Here is a 24,285-nt window from a genome sequence, read left to right as displayed (position 1 = left end):
GCGGTGCGGCGGTCGGGCCGGACGGGGACGGATCGGGAAGGGCCGGGACGGGCACGGGCTTCGGCCCGCCGTCTGGACGGCGGGCCGAAGCAGAACTCTGGGAGCCCGTGGGCGATCGGTATGGATGGATGGACGGACGGGCGGCGAGGCGTAAAAGAGCGGTCGCGACTGTTCAGACAGAGCGGTCGCGGCTGTTCAGATGGCGTCGAGATCGATCGCCTCGGCCATGGCGCGGTAGCCGGCGTCGTTCGGGTGCTTGTGGTCGCCGCTGTCGTACGCGGGGTTGAGCGCCAGCGGGTCCGCCGGGTCGGCCAGCGCGGCGGCGAAGTCGACGTACGCGTCGAACTCGCCTGACGTGCGTATCCACGTGTTGATCTGCTGTCGCTTCGCTTCGGCACGTGGCGTGTGGTACTCCGCCCCCTTGAACGGCAGGATCGTCGCGCCCACCACGCGCACCCCCTTGGCACGGGCTCGGGCGATCAACTCGCGGTATCCGTCGATCAGTTCTGTGGCGGAAAGTTGCGGATTCGGCTTGTAGGTGGGCAGGTCCACCTCGCTGAAACCGATGTCGTTGAGCCCCTCGAAGACGATCACCGAACTCACCCCGGGCTTGTCCAGCACGTCCCGTTGGAAGCGGTCAAGGGCCCGGTCCCCGTACCAGGCCGAGTCGTTGAGCAGCAGGTTTCCACCGATCCCCGCGTTGAGCACCGGGCGCGCTCGGCCGGCGGCCGACAGCCGCTCGGCGAGCTGGTCCGGGTAACGCTTGTCGGCGTCCACGGTGGAGCCGAACCCGTCGGTGATCGAATCGCCGAACGCGACCACGGCTCCCCTCCGGGCCGCGCCGGGCCGCGACGCGTCGCCGGGGCCGTGGCCCTCGAGTCCGGTACCGCCACCCGCCCGGGCCGCGGATGCTGAATGGGCCGAAGCCGCTGTCTGCGCCCGCCCGGCCACTCGCCCTGAGTGCGGCGCGTGCGGCGATCGGGCGCCGGTCAGCTCGACGTCGGAGAGGTAGTACCAGGAGCGGGTGCGCTCGCGGAAGGCGGAGCCGGTGCGGTCTCCTCGGTGATCGCCCGACGCGCGGTAGCTGTGGGCGTACGCCTGCGCGTGGAAGGTCGCGGGGCCGGTGGGCTCGGCGAAGTACAGCGTCACGGTCACCGTGTCGAAGGCGCTGACCCGCAGCGGGGCCGCGTCGCTCGCGCCCTCGCCACCGGCCGGGATCGTCACCGACGGACGGTTGCCGAACGTCAGCTTCCGCAGGGTCTCGGGCCGCACGGCAGCGCCGCCGGCACTGCGCGCGATGGTCGCACCGGAGATCCTGAGCGGCTGGTCGCCGTAGCGGTTGGAGAGCTTGATCCGCGCCGCGCTCCCACCGTCGGTGACCCGCACGACCTGGCGCACGGTCTGGCGGTCGAAGCCCGCTTCGGACCAGTTCTCCTCGAAGCCGGCGCTCGGCCGCTGCACGGGCGCCGCCCACCCCGCCGACCAGGTCGTGGCCGCCCGAGCGCGATCCGTATCGGACGAGCCGGGGGATGTCTGCGGCGAGGCCGTGGCCCGGGGGCGGGCGCCGGCCACGCCCGATGTGGCGAGTACGGCGGTGAGTGCGACGAGCGAGATGGCAAGGCGCGACGACGCGGTACGCATGGCTGTCCTCCTGGTGGGAATGGGGCGCGGCGCGAGTGCGGTGGGTCCGCGGTGGCCTCGCGAGCCGCCTGGAGAACAGCCTGTGGTGCGCCGGGCGCGCCACCCAGCCACCGCCGGCGCGTAGGACGGCCGTGCGTACGCATGCGGTGCGTACCACCGCCAGGGTCAGGCTGCGCGCCCCTCTTACGGGCAAGGCTCTGACCTGCGAAGGGGTTCCCTGGCGCGGTGCGTCTCTGGCCCGGTGCGTCTCTTTCCGGGCGCGTCTCTTGCCGGGTGCGTCTGTGGTCAGGTGCACCTCTGACCGCGTCCACCCCGCCGTGGCGGTTGGCGGCGGGGTGGACGACTGCGGGTCTGTGGGCCTATGGCCTATGGACCTGCGGGTCTGTGGGTCTGTGGGCCTGCGGTTGGGGTGCTGTGCGCGATCGGGTGGGGCGTGTGGCCCCCGTGTCGTGCGGACCTTGGTGGCCGGTGAAGTGCGCCGGCGGGCGGCGGGCGGGGGCAGGATGGTCGCGCACTACCTCGGGTTTCAGGCCGTCAGGCAGTAGCCATCGGGAGGAATCGTCGGACAGTAGCCGTCAGGTGGCGGACATGTTCGCGTGGCGTTCGGGCACGCGCGCCCCGTACACGATCGGCTGCGGTCGGCTGCGGTCGCTTGCGGTCAGAACCCGCGCCAGCCCTCCGGGTCGAGTGCGCCCGGCACCGACTCCGCCGGCTCGTAGGGCTTCCGGGAGAAGACGAAGGTGCCGAGGTCGAGGTGGAGCTGCGAGTCCGGGCCCTCGGTGTGGTGGGGTTGCTCGGTGCGCACCACGCGCAGCGTCTCTCCGGCGTAGTAGCCGTCGAGCCCGACCCAGGTGCCGTCCCGCTCCGGGCGGAAGCGGGAGCCGCGCCCGCCGCCCCGCAACGGGGCGAGTTCCAGCCAACGTTCGGCGCGCAGTCGCAGGACGAAGGGGGTGGTGCCCCAATACCAGGGGCCAGTCAGCGATAGGAGTTCCGCGTCCACGTCGGGCAGCGGGCGCCACGGTTCGGGGATGGGCGGTTCGTGCTGCGCGACGATGCCGATGAGATCTGCGGCCAGGTTGGCGATGGACGGCCCCGAGGTCGCGTTGGCCAACGTGACGCCGGCAAGGTTCTCGTCCGGGCTGACCCACACCGTACTGAGGAAGCCGGGCATGGAACCGGTGTGGCCGAAAAGGAGCCGCCCGTCCCTGCGGGCCAGTTGCAGTCCCAGCCCGTAGCTGCCATCCCACACCGCGCCCTCTGGCGCGTTGGCGGGCCGGCGCATTTCGGCCAGCGTCGCGGCGTTGAGCACGCGGTCATCGCCCCGCGCGAGAAACGCCACATAACGGGCCAGATCCGCCGCCGTTGACCACAGCTGTCCCGCCGGTCCCATCACCCCCACATCCTCGACGGCCTCGCGCTGCATCACGTCCGCCCACGGGTGCACCGCCCAACCGTGCGCGTGCGGGGCCTCGGGCGTGGCGGACGTACGGGTCATCCCGAGTGGCGCCAGCACCTCGCGGCGCAACACCTCGTCCCACGAGGCGCCCCGCAACTGCTCGACCAGGGCGCCGAGGAGCGCGTATCCGGGGTTGGAGTAGTGGAACGTGTGCTCCGCCGGGTGGCGGTGCGGGCGCTCGCCGAACACATCGCCCAGCTCCGGACGCAGGTCACCCGGGGTCCGCTCCCACCACGGGCCGCGCGCCTCGGCGGCGAGGCCGCTGCGGTGGGCCAGCAGTTGGGCGATGGTCGCGTCGCCCACTGACGGATCGGCGCCCTCCGCCGCCAGCCGGTCCGCCAGGTGGACGCGGACCGGGTCGGCCAGGTCGAGCAACCCCTCGTCGCGCAGCCGCATCACGAGAACCGCCACCAGCGACTTGGTGATCGATCCGATGCGGTACTGCGTGTCGGTGTCGGGCACCTGATCGGCCAGCGCGCTCCGCGCCCCCGACCACACCAACTGCCCGTCCCGCACCACCGCCCCCACCAGTGACGGGGTACGTCCCTCGGCCTGGCCGACCGCGAGGCGGTGCAGCAGGGCGCGACGAGTGGCGGGAAGGAGTTCATCAAACGGGGCGGTCTCGGTCATGTTTCTCCTGTCGGCGATCGAACCTGCGGGTCCCGACTTTGGACCCTAGCCACCGGGTCACCCATGCCGACACCGGGAATCGGGGCGCGGTGTCCGTTTGGTCAGTCGCCTGGTCAGTCGACTGGTCAATCAGCGCGTCGTTCGCTTCGTCGTTCGACGTCATTTGATCGGTCGTCCGGCCGCCCGCTTCGGGGCGCGTCGTACAGCCGCGTCGGGCTGCGCCGCTCGACGAGTCGGCGGGTCGACGGCGGGCCGGAGGCGTCGTGTGCGGGACGTACGGTTCGCTCGGCGATCGGGACACGTCCGATTCCTTCAAGACCCTGCCCACTGTGGCTGCCTAACGTGACCGCATGACACCTCGATTCGATCTCATCGGCATGGTCGTGGACGACATGGCCGCCACGCTTGCCTTCTACCGCCGCCTCGGCCTCACCATCCCGGCCGACGCCGACGGCCAACCGCACGTCGAGGCGGAGTTGCCCGGCGGAACGCGGATCGCCTGGGACACCGTGGCGACCGTACGGTCCTTCGACCCCGACTGGACCCCGCCGCAGGGCGGAGGCCACCGGCTTGGCCTGGCCTTTCTGTGCGACGGTCCGGGTGAGGTCGACGCGCTGTACGCGGAGCTGACGCGAGACGGGTACGCCGGTCACAAGGTGCCGTGGGACGCGCCGTGGGGGCAGCGGTACGCGGTGCTCCGCGACCCGGACGGTAACGCGGTGGACCTCTTCGCGCCGCTGGAAGCGGTGGCGACCTAAGAGGGTCTGCTCGATCCTCGCCTGGGTGGCGTCGCGGTTTCCTGTCTGTCGGTCTGGCCTAGCAGGTCTGTTCTGTTTGCCAGGCCGTCTGCCAGCTTCGGTCTGCCAGGTCTGAGCGGCCCGGCTCTTTTGGTTGCTTGGCTGGCCTGGGGGATCTGGGTGGCCGGGGTGGTGTGGGTTGTCCGGCCGAGCTGAGGTCCAGCGTGGAGGTGCCCGCACGGGGGCGCCCGCGCATCGGTGGGCTCCGGCGCGGCGCGCTATTCGGCGGCCAGCAGCTTCGTCACGGGTACGCCCGCCAGTGCGCGCACCTCGCGGGCGAAGTGGGCCTGGTCCGCGTAGCCGACGCGTGCCGCTACCAGGGCGAGCGGCTCCCCCGTACGCGCCAGCTCCAGCGCGTCGCCCATTCTCAAGACCCTGGCCAGGGTCTTCGGCCCGTACCCGAACGCGTCCAGGCATCTGCGTCGAAGCTGTCGCTCACTGAGCCCGATGTCCCGCGCCAGGGCGGCAACCGTGCCACCGGCGCGCAACCCGCGTACCACCCGCGCGTGCGGCAGCGGCGACTGGCCGTCGCGCGCCCGCCCGGTACGCAGCCGCTCGGCGACGGCCTCCTCCAACACCTCTGCCCGGGCCGCCGCCGGCACGGCCGCGATCCGCTCGGCCAGCCGCGCGGCCTCCGCCCGCGGCCACACCTCGTCCAACGGGACCCGGTCGTCCCGCACCGCCGACGCGGGCAGGCCGAACACGGTCGGGCCCACGCCGGGCGCGAACCGTAGCCCGGTGTGCGCCGCCCCGGGCCGGTCGACGAAGAGGTGCGCCCGGGTATCGGGACCCGCCACGAGCAGCCGGCCCGCGGACCAGATCAGGTCCATGCACCCGTCGGGCAACACCCGTGCGACGCCGCCCGCCCCGGCCTCGGCACGGCGCTCCCACACCACCGTCCCCGCACGTCGCGAGCGCCACTCTCGGTACATGGCTCCAGCATGCCTGGCCAGTGACGCGCACCTCGCAACGGAAGGTCCAAGGGACGGGCCACCGGGCGTGCCCCTCGGAACCGACGGGCGTCAGCGTGCCCCGGCCCCTTGGTACATTGCCGGCCCGGCTACCCGATCCGCGCGTGGGCAGCCCGGCCAGAGCACGCGCCGGCCACGACGACGCCCGTCACCGGGCGGGCGGCCGACCGGCCAGCCGTCGCCAGCAGGCGTAACCCATGAGGAGAGAAGTGAGTCCCGAAACGCAGGCCGAGCCGACACCGCTGACCGGCGCGACGGTGGACGCCGTGGGTTGGCTGGCGTCGGTCAGCATCGACCCGGCCGTGGCGGCCCTACGCCCCGACTACCACACTCTGCTCATCACGGCCGAAGGGCTGCGCCCGGGGCCGAGCGACGCGTTCAGCGAGGACATGCTCGCGCGGGCCGAGGTCACCGCGCGCGAGCGCATCGGCGACGGGCCGTTGGAGGAGCACCCGCACATCGCCGCCTGGCGCGAGGCGTTCCGTTCCTTCGGTGCCAAGCCGCAACGTACCCGGCCCAGCGCGGAGGCCCTGTTGCGGCGAGCCACCGACGGGTTGCCGCGCGTGGACCGGCTGACCGACATCTACAACGCCGTGTCGGTGAGCCACTTCCTGCCGCTGGGCGGCGAGGACCTCGACCACTACGCGGGCCCGGCACGACTGGTGCGCGCCGACGGCACGGAGGTCTTCGACACCACGGCGGGCGGCGAACCGGCCACCGAGCACCCCGCCGCCGGCGAAGTCGTCTGGCGTGACGACCTGGGCGTGACCTGTCGGCGCTGGAACTGGCGCCAGTGCACCCGTACCCGACTTACCCATGACACCACCCGCGCCCTCTTCATCCTGGACGCCCTCGGGGCGATGGACGACCAGGCGCTCTCGGCGGCGGGCGAGGCACTCACCGATGCGCTGACCACCAGCAGCCCCGAGGTGAAGATCAACACCCGGCTGTTGCGCGCCTCCACGGCCTGACTTCGGCGCCTGTCGCTCCCTCCCCCTCCCCAGCCGCCGCTTCATCGCCTCTGGGTCTGCTTCGTCACCTTCGGGCGCACTTCGTCACCTTCGGGCTCGCATCGTCATCTCCGGCCCCGCCTCGTCACCTTCGGGCCCCGCCTTGACCTCGCCTCTGCCTGTTCGGTGCCTGCGTCGAACGTCATGCCGGGGCAGCAGGGCGGGGACGGTGCTGCCATGGCTTGGCGTGGCGTTGCTGCGGAGTGGCGGGGCGGCGGAGTGGTGATGCTGCGGAGTGGTGTTGCTGTGGCGTGGCGGTGCTGTGGCGTGGCGGTGGCAGGTTTCGTGTCGGGCTAGGCCGCCTGCTCTGGCTGGCCCGGCCGGCAGTCCGGCCCAACGGGCCGGTCCGGTGGCCCCGGCTCGGCAGACGGGCTCGGTAGCCCGGCCTTACGGACTGGCCCAGGGTGGGCTGCGTTATGGCGGGCTGGCTCGGGAGCGTGCGCCGCGTTGTGGGGCGGGCTGGCGGTACGAGGGAGCGACGTCGGCCTACGGGGGCCCCACCCCTCCCCCCTCCCCCTCCCACCGCCCCTCCCCACCTTGTTCTGCTGTGCACGCGCACCGTTGTGCAACCCGTGCAACCCGTGCAACCCGTGGAGTTGTACCGCAGTTGCCGTTGTTACGCGCCTGGCGTTCAGGAGCGCGTAGTCGTACTGCACGTGCCACGGTGACACGCGTGGCGCTGTGCCACGCGAACCGTGTTGCACACCGCCCGACCTCGTGCCGCGTAGCCGTATCGCGTCCGCCGCAGCCCGGAACCGTGCCGGCCCGTCACTGACCCCGCTCCCATCGCGGTCGCGACCAAAACACGCACAGACTGCGACGCTCAACGCTCTGGACAGCACACCACGCAAACAACCCGTTCACAATAATTCGTTGACAACTTCCCGCACCTCTCGCATCCTTCTCACATGCCCTCGACCAGTGACTCGCCTCGCGAGCAGTCCCCCGCCTTCGCACCGGCAGACCCCGACCGGACACGAGCCGAACGCGTCTACGCCTCCCTCTTTCGCATCGCCGAACGCCACGCGGCCAGCGACGAGCAGCGCCAACGACAGGTGCATCCCTCGATCATCGGGGCGCACGAAGCCATCAGGCTGGTCTCCTTCCTACTCAGCGGGGCCGCGCAACGAGAGGAGGGCGAGCCCGAGGTGGACCACACCGACATCACCGCAGCCCTGACCCTCATCCCGCTGGCGCGGGGCGAGATGGACGAACTGGAGGCCGGTCTCCTCCAGATGGCGCGCGGTCGCGGTATGACGTGGCCCGAGATCGCCTTTGGCCTCGGCCTCGGCACCCCCCAGGCCGCCAGGCAGCGCTACGAACGCCTCCTCGCCCGCACCGGCAGCGAAGCGGAACACCAGGCACCGGCACCAACCAGGAAGTCTCCCGCGACGGCTCCGGCGACAACACCCACGCCGGCTCCACCCGCCGAGCCCTAACCCGCACGCGCCAACATGCCCCGCAGGTCACCCGCCCAGTCAGTCGAGTTCCTTGGGGCCGTAGCAGGCGGCTATCGCGCCACTCTCCAGCGCCCAGTAACGGTCTCCGTAGGACCAGTGCCACCACTCCGTGGGGTAGTTGACCAGTCCCGCCGAGGTGAGCGCGGCGCTGAGGATGTCCCGATGCTCGCGGGCCTCGGCAGTGATGGTGTCCGCCTGCGTGTAGCAGGCGCCCGCGCTCTCCTCCGGTGACGCGTTCATGCGGGTGCCCAGGTCGAGTTCACGGCCGTCGGCGTCGGCGAGGGTCACGTCGACGGCCGCACCAGCGCTGTGCGGGGCTATCTCGGGAGGAGACACGTAGCGACTGGCCGCCGAGCGAACCTGGTCCGCTGACCACTCGGGGTGTTCGGCGCGCAGGCCGTCCGCGTACTCCTCGAAGTACCGGCGCTGCAACGCCGGCGGACGATAGCCCTCAACGAACAACAGCCGCATCCCCCGGGGCAGCTCAGCCTGCGCAGCCCGCAGCCGGTTGAGCACGCCTTCGCGGAGGAAGGCGAAGGCGCCGGCAGCGTCCTCCCACTTCCGTTCGTCGACCAGCAGGGCAGCGTCTCGACGTACGTCCACGAGCGGCTCACCACACTCCTGAACAGGAACGGACGCGACTCTCGGGTCGGACATCAAGACGATCTCAGTCATGGGGCAATCATCACCCGGCCCCGCCCAGCCCGGGTTGGGCTGTGGATAACCCTGCCGATGTGGATAACCCCGCTCACGCGGGGACGCGCGGTAATGAACCTGCGCCACCAGCCGTACGGGCGCCGAGTGGTCCTGGTCCCTACTTCACCGTGTACTTGCACATCGACTTGCCGCCGCTGTTGTCCGCGACCTGCTTTCCGTCAACGGTGATGACGCAGTCCGCCGGGCGCAGCATGCCATCAGGGCCGGTCACGGAGCCGGGCACGACGGAGACGCCGAGGCCGACCTTCTTCTCCGCGTCGGTCTCCAGCGTGATCGTGGACGTCTTCTTCCACGGCAGCTTGGCCTTCTCCATCTTGTTGCTGTCCAGGTTGTAGTAGATCTGCGACGACCCGCTCCCGCGCACCTCCAGCGTGACCTCGCGCTTGACCGCGGCACTGTTGCCCGCCGCCGCGCCGTCCCGCTTCGGGTTCGCACCCCCGCTTACGGACTTGTCGGTCTTGCCGGCCTTATCGGCCTGGTGCCCCTTGCTCTTCTTCGACGAATCGCCGTCGCTCCCACAACCCGCGAGGAGAACCGTGGACAGGGCCACCGCAGCGCCAATGACGATCTTCTTCCGCATGCTTCCCCCTTTTCGAAATGAGCGTCCGATCGTAGTACTCGCTCGCGGGCGGAACTGACACATCCGCAACGCCCACACACGCGCCCGGGCCACCCCGTCCGCCCATTTCACCCCGTTCTCCCCACTCTTCCTGTTCACCCCGCCCACCCCACTCACCCCGTTCATCCCACGCAACGCGCCGTCGCCCGCGTCGCGCCATGCGCCCTACGCCTCGCGCCCGGAGGGCAGTTCACGCCACGACCGAGGGCGCGCACGCGGCACCCGCACCGCAGAGACCCGCGCGTAGCTGGGAACTGGCGGTCGGGCAACGGTCGACGGCCGCGCCGGCCACACGGCCACCATCCGTCGGCGTAGTTCGCCGAGCGTCGGCGCAGCGAGGGCGCACCCACCCCTACCCAACCGGCACCGCCCAACCCTCGCCCCGCCAGAACCCACCCGCACCCCACCCACAGCCCGCCCGCACCCCACTCACGCCTCACTCACGCCCCCCACATCCCGCCCTATCTCGCCCTCACGAGGGAGCCGGCCACCACATCTGCCGTAGGCCGACGTACGCCAACGCCCCGCCCACGCCTCCCTGTTCGCGTTCTTGCGCACACGCACGCGAGACGCCGGATAATCCGTTCGACCCCTCGACGCTCCCCGGAGGCCAGCGATTACCGCCCCCCTTCCCCGAGGCGCCGACCCGGCGACAGCGCGACGAGAGCACAACGCGAGACACAACGGCGCACGACGAGCACGCAGCGAGCACGCAACGGGCGAGCACCGAGCAAGCAGCGATCACGCGACGAGCACAGGATGAACCGGCCTTCGTACCGTCCGTGACCAGCGAAACCCACCCACACCGCTCCTATAGCATGATTGAACTCACGACCATGCCCCTCATTGCCCACCTGCCCCCGGAAACCAAGCTATCCGGCAAGGATGATCTCCTTACTGGGCATCTAACAAATCGGCCAAACAATTGATATCTGTAGCATCGCGGGTATTTACACGAATAAATTTCAAAAGAGCGCTCACCGCATGCCGCCAACCACGGGTGATCCTGTGGGCAGTGGTGAGCGTGGTGGCCCTCGCATTCCTCATCGCGCTGGAGATCGCCGCACGCCACTACGGCGTACGGGGGCCGATCAGCAACCAGGTGCGAGAGGTGATATTCGCTCCTAAATCGGGACCGCTGCTCTACGCCAGCATGGCGTTGATGATGGTGGTGCTCACCTGGCGGGAGCGGTTCATCGCCTTCGGATTCGCGGTCGGCATCGACGTCGTCTTCGCGTTGGTGCGGTGGATCTTCGACGCCAAGATGATGTTCGGCAATGGCGCCCTGTGGGTGCTCCTGGCCTACGGCGTCATCGCCATCACCCGCCGCAGCGGCCGCGAACGCGTCCTGTTGCTGAAGGGCGTCGGGCTCGGCCTGCTGTTGGTGGCCGGCCGGAAGACCGGCGACGCCTGGCTGCTCATCACGTGGAAGACTCGTCCCACGGTGCTCGACCAGTACGTGGCGACCGCCGACCACGCGCTGGGCAGCCCGTCGTGGCTGGTGGGGCGGCTGGTTGAAGCCTCAGGAACGGTCGGCTACCACGTTCTCGACTACGTCTACGCGCAACTCGCGGTAGCCGCGGTCGTCGTCGCGCTCTACCAGCTCCGGCACGTCGCGGTCGATCGCCGTTTCCCCACCCACCACCTGGTGCGCACCTTCCTGGTGATCGGCCTGCTCGGACCGGGCATCTACATGATCTACCCGGTGGTCGGGCCGATCTTCGCCTACGGCGCCGACGGTGGGCAGTACGCGGTGGCCAACCTGTGGCCGGACACGCTGACGCCGGTCGGCGTTCCGCAGAGCATGCCCTTCGACGACATCACCCCGCGCAACTGCATGCCCAGTCTGCACACGGCATGGGCTACCGCGATCTTCATTCACTCCCGCAACAGCTCGCGGTTCCTGCGGTACGCGGGAACGTTCTGGCTGCTCGCCACGCTCGGCGCCACGCTGGGATTCGGCTACCACTACGGTGCGGACATCGTCGCCGGCGTGGTGTTCGCGGTCACGATCGAGGCGGCGCTGCGCACGATCGACCACGACTGGGACCGCTCGGGAATCCGGTTCGTCGCCTACGGCGCGGCGATCTTCACCGCGATGCTGGTGTCGTACCGCTTCCTGTCGGTGGAGATGGCCGACTACGCCTGGGTCTTCGGCCCGCTGCTGATTCTGGCGATGATCTCGGTGGTCTACGGCTACATGCGACTCACGAAGCGGTGGGAGCCGAAGACCGTGCCGGTGCGGGAATCGGAACCCGAGTCGGAAACGGAACCGAAGCCTCAGCCGCAGCCCGAACTCATCTGATCGTGAGCTGACGGGCGTGACCGGGCCCCGCCTGCCTGGCCCGAGCAGGCGGGGTTGAGGGCATGGGCGTACGACGACCAACGGCCTGCTCGCTGAGCACAGCGAGCAGGCCGTTGCGTTGCCCGGCTCGTACGGCTGACGCGGGTTGCACGGCTCACGCGGGTTGTACGGCTCACGCGGTTCGCGCCGGCCGTGCGCGAGGCGCGCGCCCGTGGCGCCCCGGTGGTGGCAGCGGCCGCCGGTGCGAACGTCCCACACCCACACCCACGTCACCATGCGCACCACCCTCCTTCGCACCCTCTTCACGCCGCCCCCACCCGCAGGCACGCCGCGAACGCTCACGGCGGGTGGCGACAAGAAGGGGTGGGGGCCGCGGAAGGCGTGGCCCGTGGAAGGGGAGGTCTGTGGCGACGGACGAGGAACTGCTGACGCGGTCAGGAAGTGACGCGTCGGCGTTCGAACCACTCGTGGAGCGCCATTCGCGCGCGCTGCACGGCTACTTCGCGCGCCGGGCGCCCGGCGCGGCGGACGACCTGCTCGCCGAGGCGTGGCTACGGGCGTACGCGGGGCGCACCACCTACGACGCCGCACGCGGGCCCGCCCGGCCGTGGCTGTTCGGCGTGGCCCGCAACGTACTGGCCGCGCACTGGCGCGGGCAGGAACGGCACGCGTCCACCACCGCCTTCGCCGGCGAGGTGAGCAGCGATCCGTGGCACGCCGTTGACCGGAGGCTGGACGCGGCGGCGGTCGGGCCGCTGATGCGCCAGACGCTGGCCGAGCTGCCGGCCGTGGAGCGGGAGCTGCTGTTGCTGATCGCGTGGGAACAGCTCAGCCCCACCGAGGCCGCGGCCGTCGTCGGCGTGCCCGCGGGCACGGCCAGGTCCCGGCTGCACCGGGCGCGCACGCGACTGCGTGCGGCGCTCGGCCCTTCCGCTCCGTTTTCCCTGACAGGAGACCTCGCATGACCGGGCAGGACACGCACACCGACGACGGCGCCCTCCTCGACTTCCCCGGTGCCGGGCGGTTGCGCGCCGCGGGCCGAGTCGCGCCGCCATCGGCGGACGTCGTCGCCGCGGCGCTGGCCGCGGTGCGATCGGCGGCCAACCCGGCAACGGACGCCGATCGGGCGACAGGCCCCGACCAAGCAAAGGTGCACCACCACGCGAAGCGGACCGGCCGGGCCGGCGGAGGCGATCCCGTCATCGGGCTCGAACGGGAGCCGGTGGCCGAGATCGTCCCGGCTCGGACCTGGCGGCGGCACATGCCGGTGCTGGTCTCGGCGGCCGCGGTGGCGGCGATCGCGCTGGGGGCCACGTTCCAGCCCTGGTCGGACTCGGGTGACGAGCGGGTCACCCCGGCAACGGAGCGGGCGAGGACGGCGCCGTACTGGAAGGTACGGATCCTCCAGTGGAACCGGACCCTCGACCGGGAGCAGCGGCCGGACGAGTCGTACGAGACGATCTGGGTGAGCCGGAACGGCACTCGCGGGAAGCCCGGCAACGGCCTGGTGCAGGACTACACCCGGCAGGACATGGGCGGGACGGTCTGGGTGATCTGCGGCGAACCGGTCGGGTGGGACGAGCTCCGGAAGCTGCCCACCGACCCGGAAGCGCTGCGGTCCCGGCTCGTTGGCGAGGCCACCGGGGACTCGGTGCCCGAGGAACTCTTCGACGGCATCGAGGACCTGCTCGCCCGGTCACCCGCCGAACCCGAGCTACGGGCCGCGCTGTTCGATGTCCTCACCGGCATCCCCGGGGCGCGCGTGACGGAACGGGTCAAGGACAGCACCGGGCGCGCCGGCACGGTCGTCGAACTGGACGCCGACACCTGGCGCCGGCAACTGATCGTCGACACCAAGTCGTTCCACGTCCTGGAGGCCGTGGACCGGGCGCGGAACGACGGCCTGGCCTGGGGAAGCCAGAAGCTCCGGTCCGGGGACGTCATCCACCGCACCACCTACCTCTCGGTCGGCCCCGCCTGGCAGCAGCCACCCCTGTCCCCACTGAGGTAACGATCGGCCGGGTGATCGGCGACCACGCCGCGGTGACGGCGACGAAGTCGATGCCGGGGCACCTGATCGGCGCGTCGGGGGCGTTGGGCGCCATGACCGCGCTGCTCGCGCTCCGGCACGGCACGCCGCCGGCCACCCGCAACCTCGACGAACTCGACCCACGCGTACAACTCGACGTGGTACACGGCGAGCCGCGCACCGATCAGTGGTCAGTGGTCCGCCGCACTGTTCAACTCGTTCGGCTCCGGCGGCCACAACGTCAGCCTCGTCCTCACCAGGTGACGCCGCGCCCCTGCCCCACCACCGCGCACCGCCGGGCGCCGTGCGACGTGCTCGCACCAGCGGCTCGTGTCATCGCGCGGGCATGGTCGGGACGGGGGGCCGGGCCTCCACGACGACCGCGGTGCCGGCCACGGATCGGTCCTCGTGCATGGTGATCTGCTGGCCGGGCCGGACGTGCGTCCAGTGGGAGGGGGTGAGGGGTACGAGGCGAACCGTGGCTCGCCCGCCGGGCTCCAGCACGGGCATGTTCTCGACCCAGAGCCCGGCGATGCTGACCGCGCGCCCGCCGGTGGGCGAGAGGTGTCCGGTGTCCCACATCGGCCGCAGGACGCCGGCGCCGGGGATGGGCGTCGTGCGTCGCGCCTCGGCGGCGGGGCGGAGCGTCAGGTCCGCGCGGATCACACCGTTGCGGAGTTCGGAGCATCGCCAGTGGCACCACGCCGCGCTCCGTTCCAGCCGGAGCTGATCAGCCGCTTCGGCGAGCTGTTCCCAGAAGGCCAGCGGGAGCGAGCGAGCCTCCCCCAACTCCTCCAGCAGGCCCAGGACGGTCTCCCACTCGTCGTGGACGAGGTAGTCCCAAATGTCTCGCACCGTGATGTCGTTCTCGGTGGCGGCCTCTTCCGGCACCAGCAGGGAAGCTGCTTCGAGCAACTCGGGGACGTCCATGCGCTCATCCTCGACCACACGTGCGGCCTGTCGGCCCGATTCCATCTCGCCCAGCACGTTGCACACGCTGTATTCCGTGGAGCACCCTCGCGAGCACGCCGACAGCGCTGGCCATAGGGGTCACAAACCTGCTTCCGCGCCCGTCCGTTCCACCCACTCGCACACGGACGCCGCTCTCTCGATGCGGCTGACGATGTCCTTCTTGGACGCCGCGTCCAAGGTCTCCGGGATCGTGTCGAAGGTGCCGGGTAGGACGTCGAGCAGACCCAAGATCTGCTCTCCAGTGTTGACGGTCAACAGTTGCTGGCACCTCCACTGCAGTGGCATCTCGGGACGGTGCGTAAGCCGCTGCACGATCGTCGGGAACAGGTAGTGCGTCGCCTCCGCGGCGAGGTACTCCCGGAGCCAGTCGACCGGGAGCCGCTGGCTGAAGCCGTGCAGGGCGGCCTCCTGGGCCAGGGCCAGCAGATGAGCGGTGTCGACGGCTCGGACAGTGCGAGGAAGGGTCGAGGTCATGCCGAGATCATGCCAAGGTGCTTCCGCGGAGCCGCGAGGTCACGGTCGGGCCGGATGCGGTCCGCCGACGGGCAGTTCGCACCGCCCCACGCCGCTTGACCTCATCACCTGGCGACGAATCCTGCGGACCGGTCGAGCCGGAAAGGAGAGCCGCTCCGGGCTGGCTCCCAGCCCTTATCCCGTGCCTCTCGAATGCTGGCGGCAACGTGAGCTGGAAGAACCGGCTCCGTCTCGACACCCGCCCAGTTGCTGGGATGGGCCTGGCCGCTGGTGACGAGCAAGGTCGTGCCCGACTGGCTGCCGCTGGCCGCTTCGACCGCATAGGTCATCGGTGTCCAGCAGAGTCCCTGCGGATAGGAGGGCTTCCTGCGGACCCGCCAGCGGTACTCGATCCCGTCAACGGTTATGCGCCGGGAACCCTTCTTGTTCAGCGCCACCTTCACCTCCTTCGCTACCGGACTCCTACGCGGTGCGAGACGTCCGTCTCAGCCGAAATCCGGGATGCCAGGCGACACCTCGAAACCCCGGGTGCCGTTCACCCACGTCATTCAGGTGCCCGAGCGCGACGGTTCCGGCCCGCACGAGGGCGAGAGGGCACCAGCCGCCCCTACGTCTGCGCCATGTCCACGAACCGCGAGTAGTGGCCCTGGAAGGCGACCGTGATCGTCGCCGTCGGGCCGTTACGGTGCTTGGCGACGATCAGGTCCGCCTCGCCCGCCCGGGGCGACTCCTTCTCGTACGCGTCCTCGCGGTGCAACAGGATGACCATGTCGGCGTCCTGCTCGATCGAACCCGACTCACGCAGGTCGGAGACCATCGGCTTCTTGTCCGTACGCTGCTCGGGGCCACGGTTGAGCTGGGACAGCGCGATCACCGGCACCTCGAGCTCCTTGGCCAGCAGCTTGAGGTTACGGGACATGTCCGAGACCTCCTGCTGCCGGCTCTCGGGCCTTCTGGCGCCGCCCGACTGCATCAGTTGGAGGTAGTCGATGACCACGAGTTGGAGGTCGTTGCGCTGCTTGAGACGGCGGCACTTGGCGCGGATCTCCATCATCGACAGGTTGGGCGAGTCGTCGATGTACAGCGGGGCCGCGGTCACCTCGGGCATCCGGCGGGCCAGCCGGGTCCAGTCGTCGTCCGTCATGCTCCCGGACCGCATGTGGTGCAGCGCCACCCGCGCCTCCGCCGAGAGCAGTCGCATCGCGATCTCGTTGCGGCCCATCTCCAGCGAGAAGATGACGCTCGGAAGATTGCCCTTGATCGAACAGGCCCGGGCGAAGTCCAGGGCCAGCGTGCTCTTACCCATCGCGGGACGCGCCGCGATGACGATCATCTGCCCCGGGTGCAGACCGTTCGTCAACGAGTCCAGGTCCGTGAAGCCGGTCGGCACGCCGGACATCTGGCCGCTGCGGGAGCCGATCGCCTCGATCTCGTCGAGCGCGCCCTCCATGATGTCGCCGAGCGGGAGGTAGTCCTCACTGGTGCGCTGCTCGGTGACGGCGTAGATCTCGGCCTGGGCGTTGTTGACGATCTCGTCGACGTCGCCGTCCGCCGCGTATCCCATCTGCGTGATGCGCGTGCCCGCCTCCACCAGCCGGCGCAGCACCGCCCGCTCGTGGACGATCTCCGCGTAGTACTCCGCGTTGGCGGCGGTGGGCACCGACTGGACGAGGGTGTGCAGATACGAGGCGCCGCCGACCTTGGTGATCTCACCGCGCTTGGTGAGCTCGGCGGCCACCGTGATCGGGTCGGCGGGCTCGCCCTTGGCGTAGAGGTCGAGGATGGCCTGGTAGATGGTCTCGTGCGCGGGCCGGTAGAAGTCCTGCCCCTTGAGGACCTCCACCACGTCGGCGATGGCGTCCTTGGAGAGCAACATGCCGCCGAGCACGGACTGCTCCGCGTCCAGGTCCTGCGGCGGTACGCGCTCGAAGCCCGAGCCGTCCCAGCCACCGCCCTCGCGCCCCCGGTCGTGCTGGTCGTCGCGGCGGCCCTGGCCACGGCCTTCGCCCCGGCGGGGGCGCGGCGTCGTGGGCAGTCGATCACCGGGGCCAGCGTCGGGCCAGGGGTCGTCCATGGGCTCGGGCATGCTCACCCCGCCACCTCCTCCCGTCCGCGACGCGGACCCTCGCCGTGCTCTTCTTTCTTACGGCACGGCTCTGACAAACAGGACGCTCGACTCCGCTTACGGCGCGTCGAGTTCGACGCTCCTCACGCCAGAAAAAGGGTGCGCGCGCCGGACCACGGTAGGCCCGCGAAAGCCGTCCGCCAATCTGGTTATCCACAGGCCATGTGGATGATCGAAGCCATCCTGTGGAGAACCCCGGAAAAGCTGTGTACGGGGCGGGGGACGGCGCTGTGGACAAGCTGCGCTCCGCCCTTCACTCACCCTTGTGAGCTGGGCTTTTCTTATCCCAGGGCTGTGCAGAAGAAAAACTTGCCCAGTCGGCCGAAGATCGCGACAAACGGCACAGAGAGCACCACGGAGAGCGACCCCAAGTAAGGACTCCTCAACGATTGCATCTCTTACCTGTGGACGATTACATTGGGCCGCATGATCCAGGCTCCCGCGAAGGACCGGCGTGCGCGCGGCCGGCACGATCGAGAGATCATTGCGCTCGCCGTTCCCGCCTTCGGCGCCCTCATCGCGGAGCCCCTCTTCGTGATGGTCGACAGTGCCATCGTCGGTCATCTGGGTACGCCCCAACTCGCCGGGCTCGGCATCGCGGCGGCCCTGCTGCTCACCGGCGTCAACATCTTCGTCTTCCTCGCCTACGCCACCACGGCCGCCGTCGCCCGCCGGGTCGGCGCGGGCGATCTGCCCGGCGCCATCCGGCAGGGGATGGACGGCATCTGGCTCGCCCTGCTCATCGGCGCCGCCGTGGTCGCGGTGGTGCTACCCACGGCGCCCGGCCTGGTCGACCTCTTCGGCGCCTCCAGCACCGCCGCGCCCCACGCCATCACCTACCTCCGCATCAGCGCCCTCGGCATCCCCGCCATGCTCGTCGTCCTCGCCGCCACCGGCGTGCTCCGCGGCCTCCAGGACACCCGCACCCCGCTCTACGTCGCCATCGGAGGCTTCGCCGCCAACGCCGCGCTCAACGCCGCACTCGTCTACGGCGCCGGCCTCGGCATCGCCGGCTCCGCCTGGGGAACCGTCATCGCGCAGTGGGCCATGGCCGCCGCCTACCTCACCGTGGTCGTACGCGGCGCCCGTCGACACGGCGCATCGCTACGCCCGGACGCGGCCGGCATACGCGCCTGCGCCCAGGCCGGGGTGCCGCTCCTGGTGCGCACCCTCTCGCTGCGTACGGTCACCCTGATCGCCACCGGCGTCGCGGCCAACCTCGGCGACACCGAGGTAGCGGCACACCAGATCATCCTCACCCTGTGGAGCCTGCTGGCCTTCGCGCTGGACGCCATCGCCATAGCGGGCCAGGCGATTATCGGCCGCTACCTCGGAGCCGGCGACAAGGAGGGGGCCCGCGCCGCCTGCCGCCGCATGGTCGAGTGGGGGATAGCCTCCGGCGTGGTGCTCGGCGTGCTCGTCATCCTCGCCCGTCCGCTGTTCATCCCGCTGTTCACGTCCGACCAGGTCGTACAGGACGCGCTGCTCCCCGCGCTGCTGGTCGTCGCCGTCTCCCAGCCCATCTCCGGTGTGGTGTACATCCTCGATGGCGTACTGATGGGCGCGGGCGACGGGCCCTACCTCGCCGTGGCGATGATCATCACCCTGGCCGTCTTCGCCCCGGTCGCCCTCCTCGTCCCCACCCTCGGAGGCGGACTCACCGCCCTGTGGTGGACGATGGTGCTCATGATGACCATGCGGATGCTGACCCTGTGGGTACGCACCCGCTCGGGCCGCTGGCTGGTCACGGGCGCGACCCGCTAGCCCCGCGCCACCGCCCGGCTCCGGCTCCCGGCTCCGGCTTCCGGCTTCCGGCCCACCGAGCCGCCGGGGCCACCGCCGTTTCACGTGAAACAGCCCGCACCGACCACGTTTCACGTGAAACCGTCGCGCCCAACGACCGCCGGCACCACGTACCGCCACACCGCTCCCCGCCGGACGAGGACCCACACGTTTCACGTGAAACAGCGGCGACGAGCGAACACGGAAGCCTCCATAGCGCGTCAGCCTCCATAGCGCGTCGCCCACGCCCACGCAGACAACGCGAAGGGGCCGCACCCCCACGGGTGCGGCCCCTTCCACCGTCGTGCTGTGCGAACACAGCTCATCGGCGTGCGTACGGTCAGGCCGCGACGACCTCGACGCCGACCTTGGCCGAGACCTCGGGGTGCAGGCGCACGGACACCTGGTGCGCGCCCAGGGTCTTGACCGGCGTACCGAGCTCGATGCGGCGCTTGTCCACGTCCGGGCCACCGGCGGACTTGATCGCCGAGGCGATGTCAGCCGGGGTCACCGAGCCGAAGAGGCGGCCGGCCTCGCCGGCACGGGTCGCGAGCTGGACCCGCAGGCCCTCGAGCTTGGCCTTGATCTCGTTGGCCTGCTCGATCGTGGCGATCTCACGGATGCGACGACCGCGACGGATCTGCTCGACGTCCTTCTCGCCACCCTTGGTCCAGCGGATCGCGAGACCGCGCGGGACCAGGTAGTTGCGAGCGTAGCCGTCCTTGACGTCGACGACGTCGCCCGCGGTGCCGAGGCCGGTGACCTCGTGGGTGAGGATGATCTTCATCTGTCAGTCACCCTTCCCTTTATCGCGCGGACGAGGTGTAGGGCAGCAGCGCCATCTCACGGCTGTTCTTCACAGCCGTGGCGACGTCACGCTGGTGCTGCGTGCAGTTGCCGGTCACGCGGCGGGCACGGATCTTGCCACGGTCGGAAATGAACTTCCGCAGCATGTTCGTGTCCTTGTAGTCCACGTACGCGGTCTTGTCCTTGCAGAACGCGCAGACCTTCTTCTTCGGCTTGCGCGGAGGCGGCTTCGCCATGGTGTTTCTCCTGTGTGATCAAGAAGGGTGTGATCGCCCCTCAGAGCTCGCGCTCTAGAAGGGCGGCTCGTCCGAGTAGCCGCCGCCCTGCTGGCCGCCGCCGGAGCCGCCGCCCCAGCCGCCGCCACCTTGCTGGCCGCCGCCGGCCGGCGCGCTGGTCGCCCAGGGGTCGTCGGCGGGAGCGCCGCCGCCCTGCTGGCCGCCGGAGCCGCCGCCCCAGCCGCCGCCACCCTGGCCGCCGCCCTGGCCACCGCCAAAGCCGCCGCCACCGCCCTGACCGCCGCGACCGGAGGTCTTGGTGACCTTGGCCGTGGCGTTCCGCAGGCTGGCGCCGACCTCGTCGACGTCCAGCTCGTAGACCGTGCGCTTGACGCCCTCGCGGTCCTCGTAGGACCGCTGCTTCAGCCGGCCCTGCACGATGACGCGCATGCCGCGCTGGAGCGACTCGGCGACGTTCTCCGCTGCCTGGCGCCAGACCGAGCAGGTCAGGAAGAGGCTTTCGCCGTCCTTCCACTCGTTGGTCTGACGATCGAAGGTGCGGGGAGTGGACGCGACACGGAACTTCGCGACCGCCGCGCCGGACGGGGTGAAGCGCAGCTCGGGGTCGTCGACAAGATTGCCGACGACCGTGATGACGGTCTCGCCTGCCATTGGATGAACCTCTCGGCGGGTGTGCTGCTGGCTGCTGTGCTACTCAGGACGCGTCCCGAGCACCGCTGAACCGCTTACGCGGTCAGTGGGTCTCGGGGCGCAGGACCTTGGTCCGGAGGACCGACTCGTTCAGGTTCATCTGGCGGTCGAGCTCCTTCACGACCGCAGGCTCGGCCTGCAGGTCGATGACCGAGTAGATGCCCTCGGGCTTCTTCTTGATCTCGTACGAGAGACGCCGACGGCCCCAGGTGTCGACCTTTTCCACCTTGCCGTTGCCCTCACGGACGACGGAGAGGAAGTTCTCGATCAGGGGAGAGACTGCGCGCTCCTCCAGATCGGGGTCGAGGATGACCATCACCTCGTAGTGACGCATGTGGAACCCACCTCCTTTGGACTCAGCGGCCACGGTCGTTCCGTGGCAGGAGGGTCGTGATGCGTAGCGCCTGGTGCGGACCGGGTACCCCTGGGGGCTCTGGGCAGACACCGGCGCAGACCGTACACACTACCCGGGACGGTGCTTCCGGTTGAAATCCCGCCGCGTCTGCCCGCAACCTTGAGGCATCGAGTGTGAGCGGCGTTACTCCTCGCCGCCCCGCGTCCCTCGCAGGACCCGGAGGTTCCCATGGCCCAGGCAGCGCGTTCCCAGCACGGTCTTCTCTCCTTCCTCGACACCGACGGCAAGCCGCATCCGGTGGAGAACACCTTCGCCGCGGCGACCATCGTGCTCGGCGTGGTGGCTTTCGTCACAGCGATGTTCCACGACCTGCACCTGATCAGCTCCTGGACGGGGCTGGTCGGCATCGTGACCGGTGCCTGGGGGCAGTTCATCTCGGCGACCACGGCCGAGCGGTTCGTCTTGATCATCGGTTTGGGCGCCGCCGCCATGGGCTTCTTCCTCGGCATGGCGCACGGCGGCCTCTTCGGCGGTGTGCTGGGCTGACGCCCGCCGCGCGCCACGTGCCCCGAACGGCCCCCCGGCCCGCACCGCGCCGTCGCCGTCCCCGGCGCTCCCCGCCCCGTCGTACCGCCCGCCCCCGACCCGTTCCGCGCGGGCCGGGGGCGGGCGGCGCCCTGCCCGCGCTCCCCGCCGCCACGGGAAACCGCACCACGCTCTTCGCCGTAGGCCCGGCCGGTGACGTGCCCTCCCACAGTAGGCTTCGCCGCGAGAGCCGGAGCCCCGACACTGGGGACACACCTGCCGAGGAGCGCCCCGCAATGAGCCTGACCCTGAGGACCATCAGCCGCGAGCAACATCTGGCGTACATCCAGAGTCTGCCGGCGGCGAGCCACATGCAGGTTCCGGCGTGGGCGGACGTCAAGACCGAGTGGCGCTCGGAGAGCCTGGGCTGGTTCGACAGCACGGGCCAGGTCGTCGGCGCCGGCCTGGTGCTCTACCGGCAGCTCCCCAAGATCAAGCGGTACCTGGCCTACCTACCCGAGGGCCCGGTGCTGAACTGGTACGCGCCGAACCTGGAGGACTGGCTGCGGCCGATGCTCGCGCACCTCAAACGGCAGGGCGCGTTCTCGGTGAAGATGGGTCCGCCCGTGATCATCCGGCGCTGGGACGCCGCCGCGATCAAGGCCGGCATCCAGAACCCGGACGTCAAGCGGTTGCGCGACGTGGAGGCCACGCACATCGAGCCGCGCGCCTTCGAGGTCGCCGAGCGGCTGCGGAAGATGGGCTGGCAGCAGGGCGAGGACGGCGGCGCCGGCTTCGGTGACGTCCAGCCGCGCTACGTCTTCCAGGTGCCGCTGGAGAACCGCTCGCTGGAATCCGTCCACAAGGGCTTCAACCAGTTGTGGCGACGCAACATCAAGAAGGCCGAGAAGGCGGGCGTCGAGGTCGTCCAGGGCGGCTACGAGCACCTGGGCGAATGGCAGCGGCTGTACGAGATCACCGCCGAGCGCGACCACTTCCGCCCGCGTCCGCTCAGCTACTTCCAGCGCATGTGGACGGCGCTCAACAGCGAAGACCCCAACCGGATGCGGCTCTACTTCGCCATGCACGAGGGCGAGGCGGTGGCCGCCGCCACGATGCTGATCGTGGGCGGGCACGTCTGGTACTCCTACGGCGCCTCCGCCAACCACAAGCGCGAGGTGCGCCCGTCGAACGCGATGCAGTGGCGCATGCTGCGCGACGCGTACGCGCTCGGCGCCAGCGTCTACGACCTGCGCGGCATCAGCGACTCGCTCGACGAGACCGACCACCTCTTCGGCCTGATCCAGTTCAAGGTCGGCACCGGGGGGCAGGCGGCCGAGTACCTGGGCGAGTGGGACTTCCCGCTGAACAAGCTGCTCCACAAGGCGCTCGACATGTATATGTCGCGCCGCTAGGGCCCGCGGCGGGACCTCGTACGAACGAGCGCCCACCGCCCGCTCGCCCGACCACGCCGGGAGCGACCGGCACCCGCACCGACCACGATGAACCCCCGAGCCGACTGACGAGAAAGGTCTCCCACCAGCCATGGCGCTCACCCTGTACGTCGACACCGCGCGGTGGCGGGCCCACCAGCAGAGCGTCCTCCAGCAGTTCCCTGGCATGGTCCCGGTCTGCAAGGGCAACGGCTACGGCTTCGGCCACGAGCGGCTGGCCGAGGAGACCACCCGTATCGGCTCCGACATCCTGGCGGTCGGCACCACCTACGAGGCCGCGCGCATGAAGGACACCTTCAGCGGCGACCTGCTCGTGCTCACGCCCTTCCGCCGCGGCGAGGAGCCGGTGCCGCTGCCCGACCGGGTCATCCGCTCGGTCTCCTCGGTCGACGGCGTGTACGGCCTGGTCAACGCCCGCGTCATGATCGAGGTCATGAGCAGCATGAAGCGGCACGGGGTGACCGAGGAGGACCTGCCGAAGCTGCACGCGGCGATCGAGAACGTGCGGCTCGAGGGCTTCGCCATACACCTCCCGCTGGACCGCACCGACGGCTCCGACGCGGTGGAGGAGGTCATCGGCTGGATGGACCGGCTGCGCGCGGCGCGGCTGCCGCTGCACACCATGTTCGTCAGTCACCTCAAGGCCGAGGAACTGGCCCGGCTCCAGCAGCAGTTCCCGCAGACCCGCTTCCGCGCCCGGATCGGCACCCGGCTGTGGTTGGGGGACCACGACGCGACCGAGTACCGCGGCTCGGTGCTCGACGTCACCCGGGTCTCCAAGGGCGACCGCTTCGGCTACCGGCAGCAGAAGACCGCGGGGGACGGCTACCTCGTCGTCGTCGCCGGCGGCACCTCGCACGGCGTGGGCCTGGAGGCCCCCAAGGCTCTGCACGGCATGATGCCGCGCGCCAAGGGCGTGGCCCGGGCGGGACTCGCGACCGTGAACCGCAACCTGTCGCCGTTCACCTGGGCCGGAAAGCAGCGCTGGTTCGCCGAGCCGCCGCACATGCAGGTCTCCATCCTCTTCGTCCCGGGCGACGTACCGGCCCCCCAGGTCGGCGACGAACTGGTGGCCAGCCTGCGCCACACCACCACCCAGTACGACCGGATACTGGACCGCTGACCCGGCGCCGGAACCTCGGGGCTCCCGCCCCCAGCGCCTCCGACGGGCCCCGCGCTCACGTGCGGGGCCCGCGGCGTCTCCGGCGCCCCACCGCCCCGGGCGGGCGG

24 protein-coding genes are annotated in these 24,285 nt (G+C 70.4%); 11 read left to right on the top strand and 13 right to left on the bottom strand.

Features of this window, described 5'->3' with window-relative positions; translation table 11 throughout:
* Nucleotides 1–195: 195 nt before the first annotated feature.
* Both OYE22_RS16230 and OYE22_RS16225 read right to left on the bottom strand, forming a co-directional pair.
* Complete coding sequence (locus OYE22_RS16230) at nucleotides 196–1,641, bottom strand: SGNH/GDSL hydrolase family protein (protein ID WP_277321075.1); 1,446 nt, start codon at nucleotides 1,639–1,641, stop codon at nucleotides 196–198.
* 658 nt (nucleotides 1,642–2,299) lie between these two features.
* Nucleotides 2,300–3,727, bottom strand: coding sequence for a serine hydrolase domain-containing protein (locus tag OYE22_RS16225; protein ID WP_277321074.1), 1,428 nt, complete (start codon nucleotides 3,725–3,727; stop codon nucleotides 2,300–2,302).
* A gap of 350 nt (nucleotides 3,728–4,077) precedes the next feature.
* Between OYE22_RS16225 and OYE22_RS16220 the strand changes: the two genes are divergently transcribed.
* Nucleotides 4,078–4,485: a VOC family protein gene (locus OYE22_RS16220; RefSeq protein ID WP_277321073.1), complete on the top strand. Its 408-nt coding sequence runs from the start codon at nucleotides 4,078–4,080 to the stop codon at nucleotides 4,483–4,485.
* A 257-nt stretch (nucleotides 4,486–4,742) separates the two neighbouring features.
* On the opposite strand, the gene OYE22_RS16215 is transcribed toward OYE22_RS16220, so the two are convergent.
* Nucleotides 4,743–5,456, bottom strand: a complete 714-nt coding sequence (locus OYE22_RS16215) for a helix-turn-helix transcriptional regulator (RefSeq protein ID WP_277321072.1) — start codon at nucleotides 5,454–5,456, stop codon at nucleotides 4,743–4,745.
* A gap of 281 nt (nucleotides 5,457–5,737) precedes the next feature.
* Here OYE22_RS16215 and OYE22_RS16210 point away from each other — a divergent pair, with 281 nt between their 5' ends.
* Both OYE22_RS16210 and OYE22_RS16205 read left to right on the top strand, forming a co-directional pair.
* The gene (locus OYE22_RS16210; RefSeq protein ID WP_277324163.1) at nucleotides 5,738–6,466 is read left to right on the top strand and encodes a phenylalanine--tRNA ligase beta subunit-related protein; all 729 of its coding nucleotides are present in this window, start codon (nucleotides 5,738–5,740) and stop codon (nucleotides 6,464–6,466) included.
* A 947-nt stretch (nucleotides 6,467–7,413) separates the two neighbouring features.
* A complete protein-coding gene (locus OYE22_RS16205; RefSeq protein WP_277321071.1) occupies nucleotides 7,414–7,944 on the top strand; it encodes a DNA-binding protein in 531 nt (176 codons plus the stop codon).
* A gap of 39 nt (nucleotides 7,945–7,983) precedes the next feature.
* Here the strand turns inward: OYE22_RS16205 and OYE22_RS16200 are convergent, their stop codons facing one another.
* Nucleotides 7,984–8,640, bottom strand: coding sequence for a M15 family metallopeptidase (locus tag OYE22_RS16200; RefSeq protein WP_277321070.1), 657 nt, complete (start codon nucleotides 8,638–8,640; stop codon nucleotides 7,984–7,986).
* Between the two features lie 139 nt (nucleotides 8,641–8,779).
* Nucleotides 8,780–9,262, bottom strand: coding sequence for a hypothetical protein (locus tag OYE22_RS16195; RefSeq protein ID WP_277321069.1), 483 nt, complete (start codon nucleotides 9,260–9,262; stop codon nucleotides 8,780–8,782).
* Nucleotides 9,263–10,304: 1,042 nt separating this feature from the next.
* On the opposite strand from OYE22_RS16195, the gene OYE22_RS16190 reads away from it, so the two are divergent.
* The 4 genes from OYE22_RS16190 to OYE22_RS16175 all read left to right on the top strand — a co-directional run bounded on the left by OYE22_RS16190 (nucleotide 10,305) and on the right by OYE22_RS16175 (nucleotide 14,054).
* Nucleotides 10,305–11,606 (top strand): DUF5933 domain-containing protein, encoded by a 1,302-nt coding sequence (locus tag OYE22_RS16190; RefSeq protein WP_277324162.1) that lies wholly within the window; start codon nucleotides 10,305–10,307, stop codon nucleotides 11,604–11,606.
* Between the two features lie 404 nt (nucleotides 11,607–12,010).
* Nucleotides 12,011–12,571 carry an RNA polymerase sigma factor gene (locus tag OYE22_RS16185; RefSeq protein WP_277321068.1) on the top strand — a complete coding sequence of 187 codons (561 nt, stop codon included), beginning with the start codon at nucleotides 12,011–12,013 and terminating at the stop codon, nucleotides 12,569–12,571.
* Nucleotides 12,568–13,617 (top strand): hypothetical protein, encoded by a 1,050-nt coding sequence (locus OYE22_RS16180; protein WP_277321067.1) that lies wholly within the window; start codon nucleotides 12,568–12,570, stop codon nucleotides 13,615–13,617. The genes OYE22_RS16185 and OYE22_RS16180 overlap by 4 nt, the downstream gene beginning before the upstream one ends.
* Before the next feature lie 50 nt (nucleotides 13,618–13,667).
* Nucleotides 13,668–14,054: a hypothetical protein gene (locus OYE22_RS16175; RefSeq protein ID WP_277324160.1), complete on the top strand. Its 387-nt coding sequence runs from the start codon at nucleotides 13,668–13,670 to the stop codon at nucleotides 14,052–14,054.
* Here OYE22_RS16175 and OYE22_RS16170 read toward each other — a convergent pair.
* From OYE22_RS16170 to dnaB, 4 genes are all read right to left on the bottom strand, one after another.
* Nucleotides 13,969–14,565 carry a hypothetical protein gene (locus OYE22_RS16170; RefSeq protein WP_277321066.1) on the bottom strand — a complete coding sequence of 199 codons (597 nt, stop codon included), beginning with the start codon at nucleotides 14,563–14,565 and terminating at the stop codon, nucleotides 13,969–13,971. The two genes, OYE22_RS16175 and OYE22_RS16170, sit on opposite strands and share 86 nt — an antisense overlap.
* A 120-nt stretch (nucleotides 14,566–14,685) precedes the next feature.
* Complete coding sequence (locus OYE22_RS16165; RefSeq protein ID WP_277321065.1) at nucleotides 14,686–15,081, bottom strand: hypothetical protein; 396 nt, start codon at nucleotides 15,079–15,081, stop codon at nucleotides 14,686–14,688.
* A gap of 104 nt (nucleotides 15,082–15,185) precedes the next feature.
* Nucleotides 15,186–15,518, bottom strand: a complete 333-nt coding sequence (locus tag OYE22_RS16160) for a hypothetical protein (protein WP_277321064.1) — start codon at nucleotides 15,516–15,518, stop codon at nucleotides 15,186–15,188.
* A gap of 170 nt (nucleotides 15,519–15,688) precedes the next feature.
* On the bottom strand, nucleotides 15,689–17,167 hold the full coding sequence (dnaB, locus tag OYE22_RS16155) for a replicative DNA helicase (RefSeq protein ID WP_277324159.1): 1,479 nt from the start codon (nucleotides 17,165–17,167) through the stop codon (nucleotides 15,689–15,691).
* A gap of 465 nt (nucleotides 17,168–17,632) precedes the next feature.
* Here dnaB and OYE22_RS16150 point away from each other — a divergent pair, with 465 nt between their 5' ends.
* Nucleotides 17,633–18,970: an MATE family efflux transporter gene (locus OYE22_RS16150; RefSeq protein WP_277321063.1), complete on the top strand. Its 1,338-nt coding sequence runs from the start codon at nucleotides 17,633–17,635 to the stop codon at nucleotides 18,968–18,970.
* Between the two features lie 358 nt (nucleotides 18,971–19,328).
* Here OYE22_RS16150 and rplI read toward each other — a convergent pair whose 3' ends face one another.
* The 4 genes from rplI to rpsF form a co-directional block, all read right to left on the bottom strand.
* Nucleotides 19,329–19,775: a 50S ribosomal protein L9 gene (rplI, locus tag OYE22_RS16145; protein WP_277321062.1), complete on the bottom strand. Its 447-nt coding sequence runs from the start codon at nucleotides 19,773–19,775 to the stop codon at nucleotides 19,329–19,331.
* Nucleotides 19,776–19,794: 19 nt separating this feature from the next.
* The gene (gene rpsR / locus OYE22_RS16140) at nucleotides 19,795–20,031 is read right to left on the bottom strand and encodes a 30S ribosomal protein S18 (protein WP_004950692.1); all 237 of its coding nucleotides are present in this window, start codon (nucleotides 20,029–20,031) and stop codon (nucleotides 19,795–19,797) included.
* A 54-nt stretch (nucleotides 20,032–20,085) separates the two neighbouring features.
* Complete coding sequence (locus tag OYE22_RS16135) at nucleotides 20,086–20,682, bottom strand: single-stranded DNA-binding protein (RefSeq protein ID WP_277321061.1); 597 nt, start codon at nucleotides 20,680–20,682, stop codon at nucleotides 20,086–20,088.
* An 82-nt stretch (nucleotides 20,683–20,764) separates the two neighbouring features.
* Entirely contained in the window at nucleotides 20,765–21,055 is a 291-nt protein-coding gene (gene rpsF / locus OYE22_RS16130; RefSeq protein WP_006604399.1) for a 30S ribosomal protein S6, read from the bottom strand.
* 249 nt (nucleotides 21,056–21,304) lie between these two features.
* Here rpsF and OYE22_RS16125 point away from each other — a divergent pair, with 249 nt between their 5' ends.
* The 3 genes from OYE22_RS16125 (at nucleotide 21,305) to OYE22_RS16115 (ending at nucleotide 24,178) form a co-directional block, all read left to right on the top strand.
* Nucleotides 21,305–21,622 (top strand): hypothetical protein, encoded by a 318-nt coding sequence (locus tag OYE22_RS16125; protein ID WP_176162896.1) that lies wholly within the window; start codon nucleotides 21,305–21,307, stop codon nucleotides 21,620–21,622.
* 275 nt (nucleotides 21,623–21,897) lie between these two features.
* The gene (locus tag OYE22_RS16120) at nucleotides 21,898–23,016 is read left to right on the top strand and encodes a peptidoglycan bridge formation glycyltransferase FemA/FemB family protein (RefSeq protein ID WP_176162897.1); all 1,119 of its coding nucleotides are present in this window, start codon (nucleotides 21,898–21,900) and stop codon (nucleotides 23,014–23,016) included.
* A gap of 130 nt (nucleotides 23,017–23,146) precedes the next feature.
* Complete coding sequence (locus OYE22_RS16115) at nucleotides 23,147–24,178, top strand: alanine racemase (RefSeq protein ID WP_277321060.1); 1,032 nt, start codon at nucleotides 23,147–23,149, stop codon at nucleotides 24,176–24,178.
* The last annotated feature ends 107 nt before the right edge of the window (nucleotides 24,179–24,285 follow it).

The sequence above is a fragment of the Streptomyces sp. 71268 genome (assembly GCF_029392895.1).
Classification (GTDB): domain Bacteria; phylum Actinomycetota; class Actinomycetes; order Streptomycetales; family Streptomycetaceae; genus Streptomyces.
Note: the sequence above shows the minus strand (reverse complement) of the source record. Positions and strands in the feature narration are given on the sequence as shown.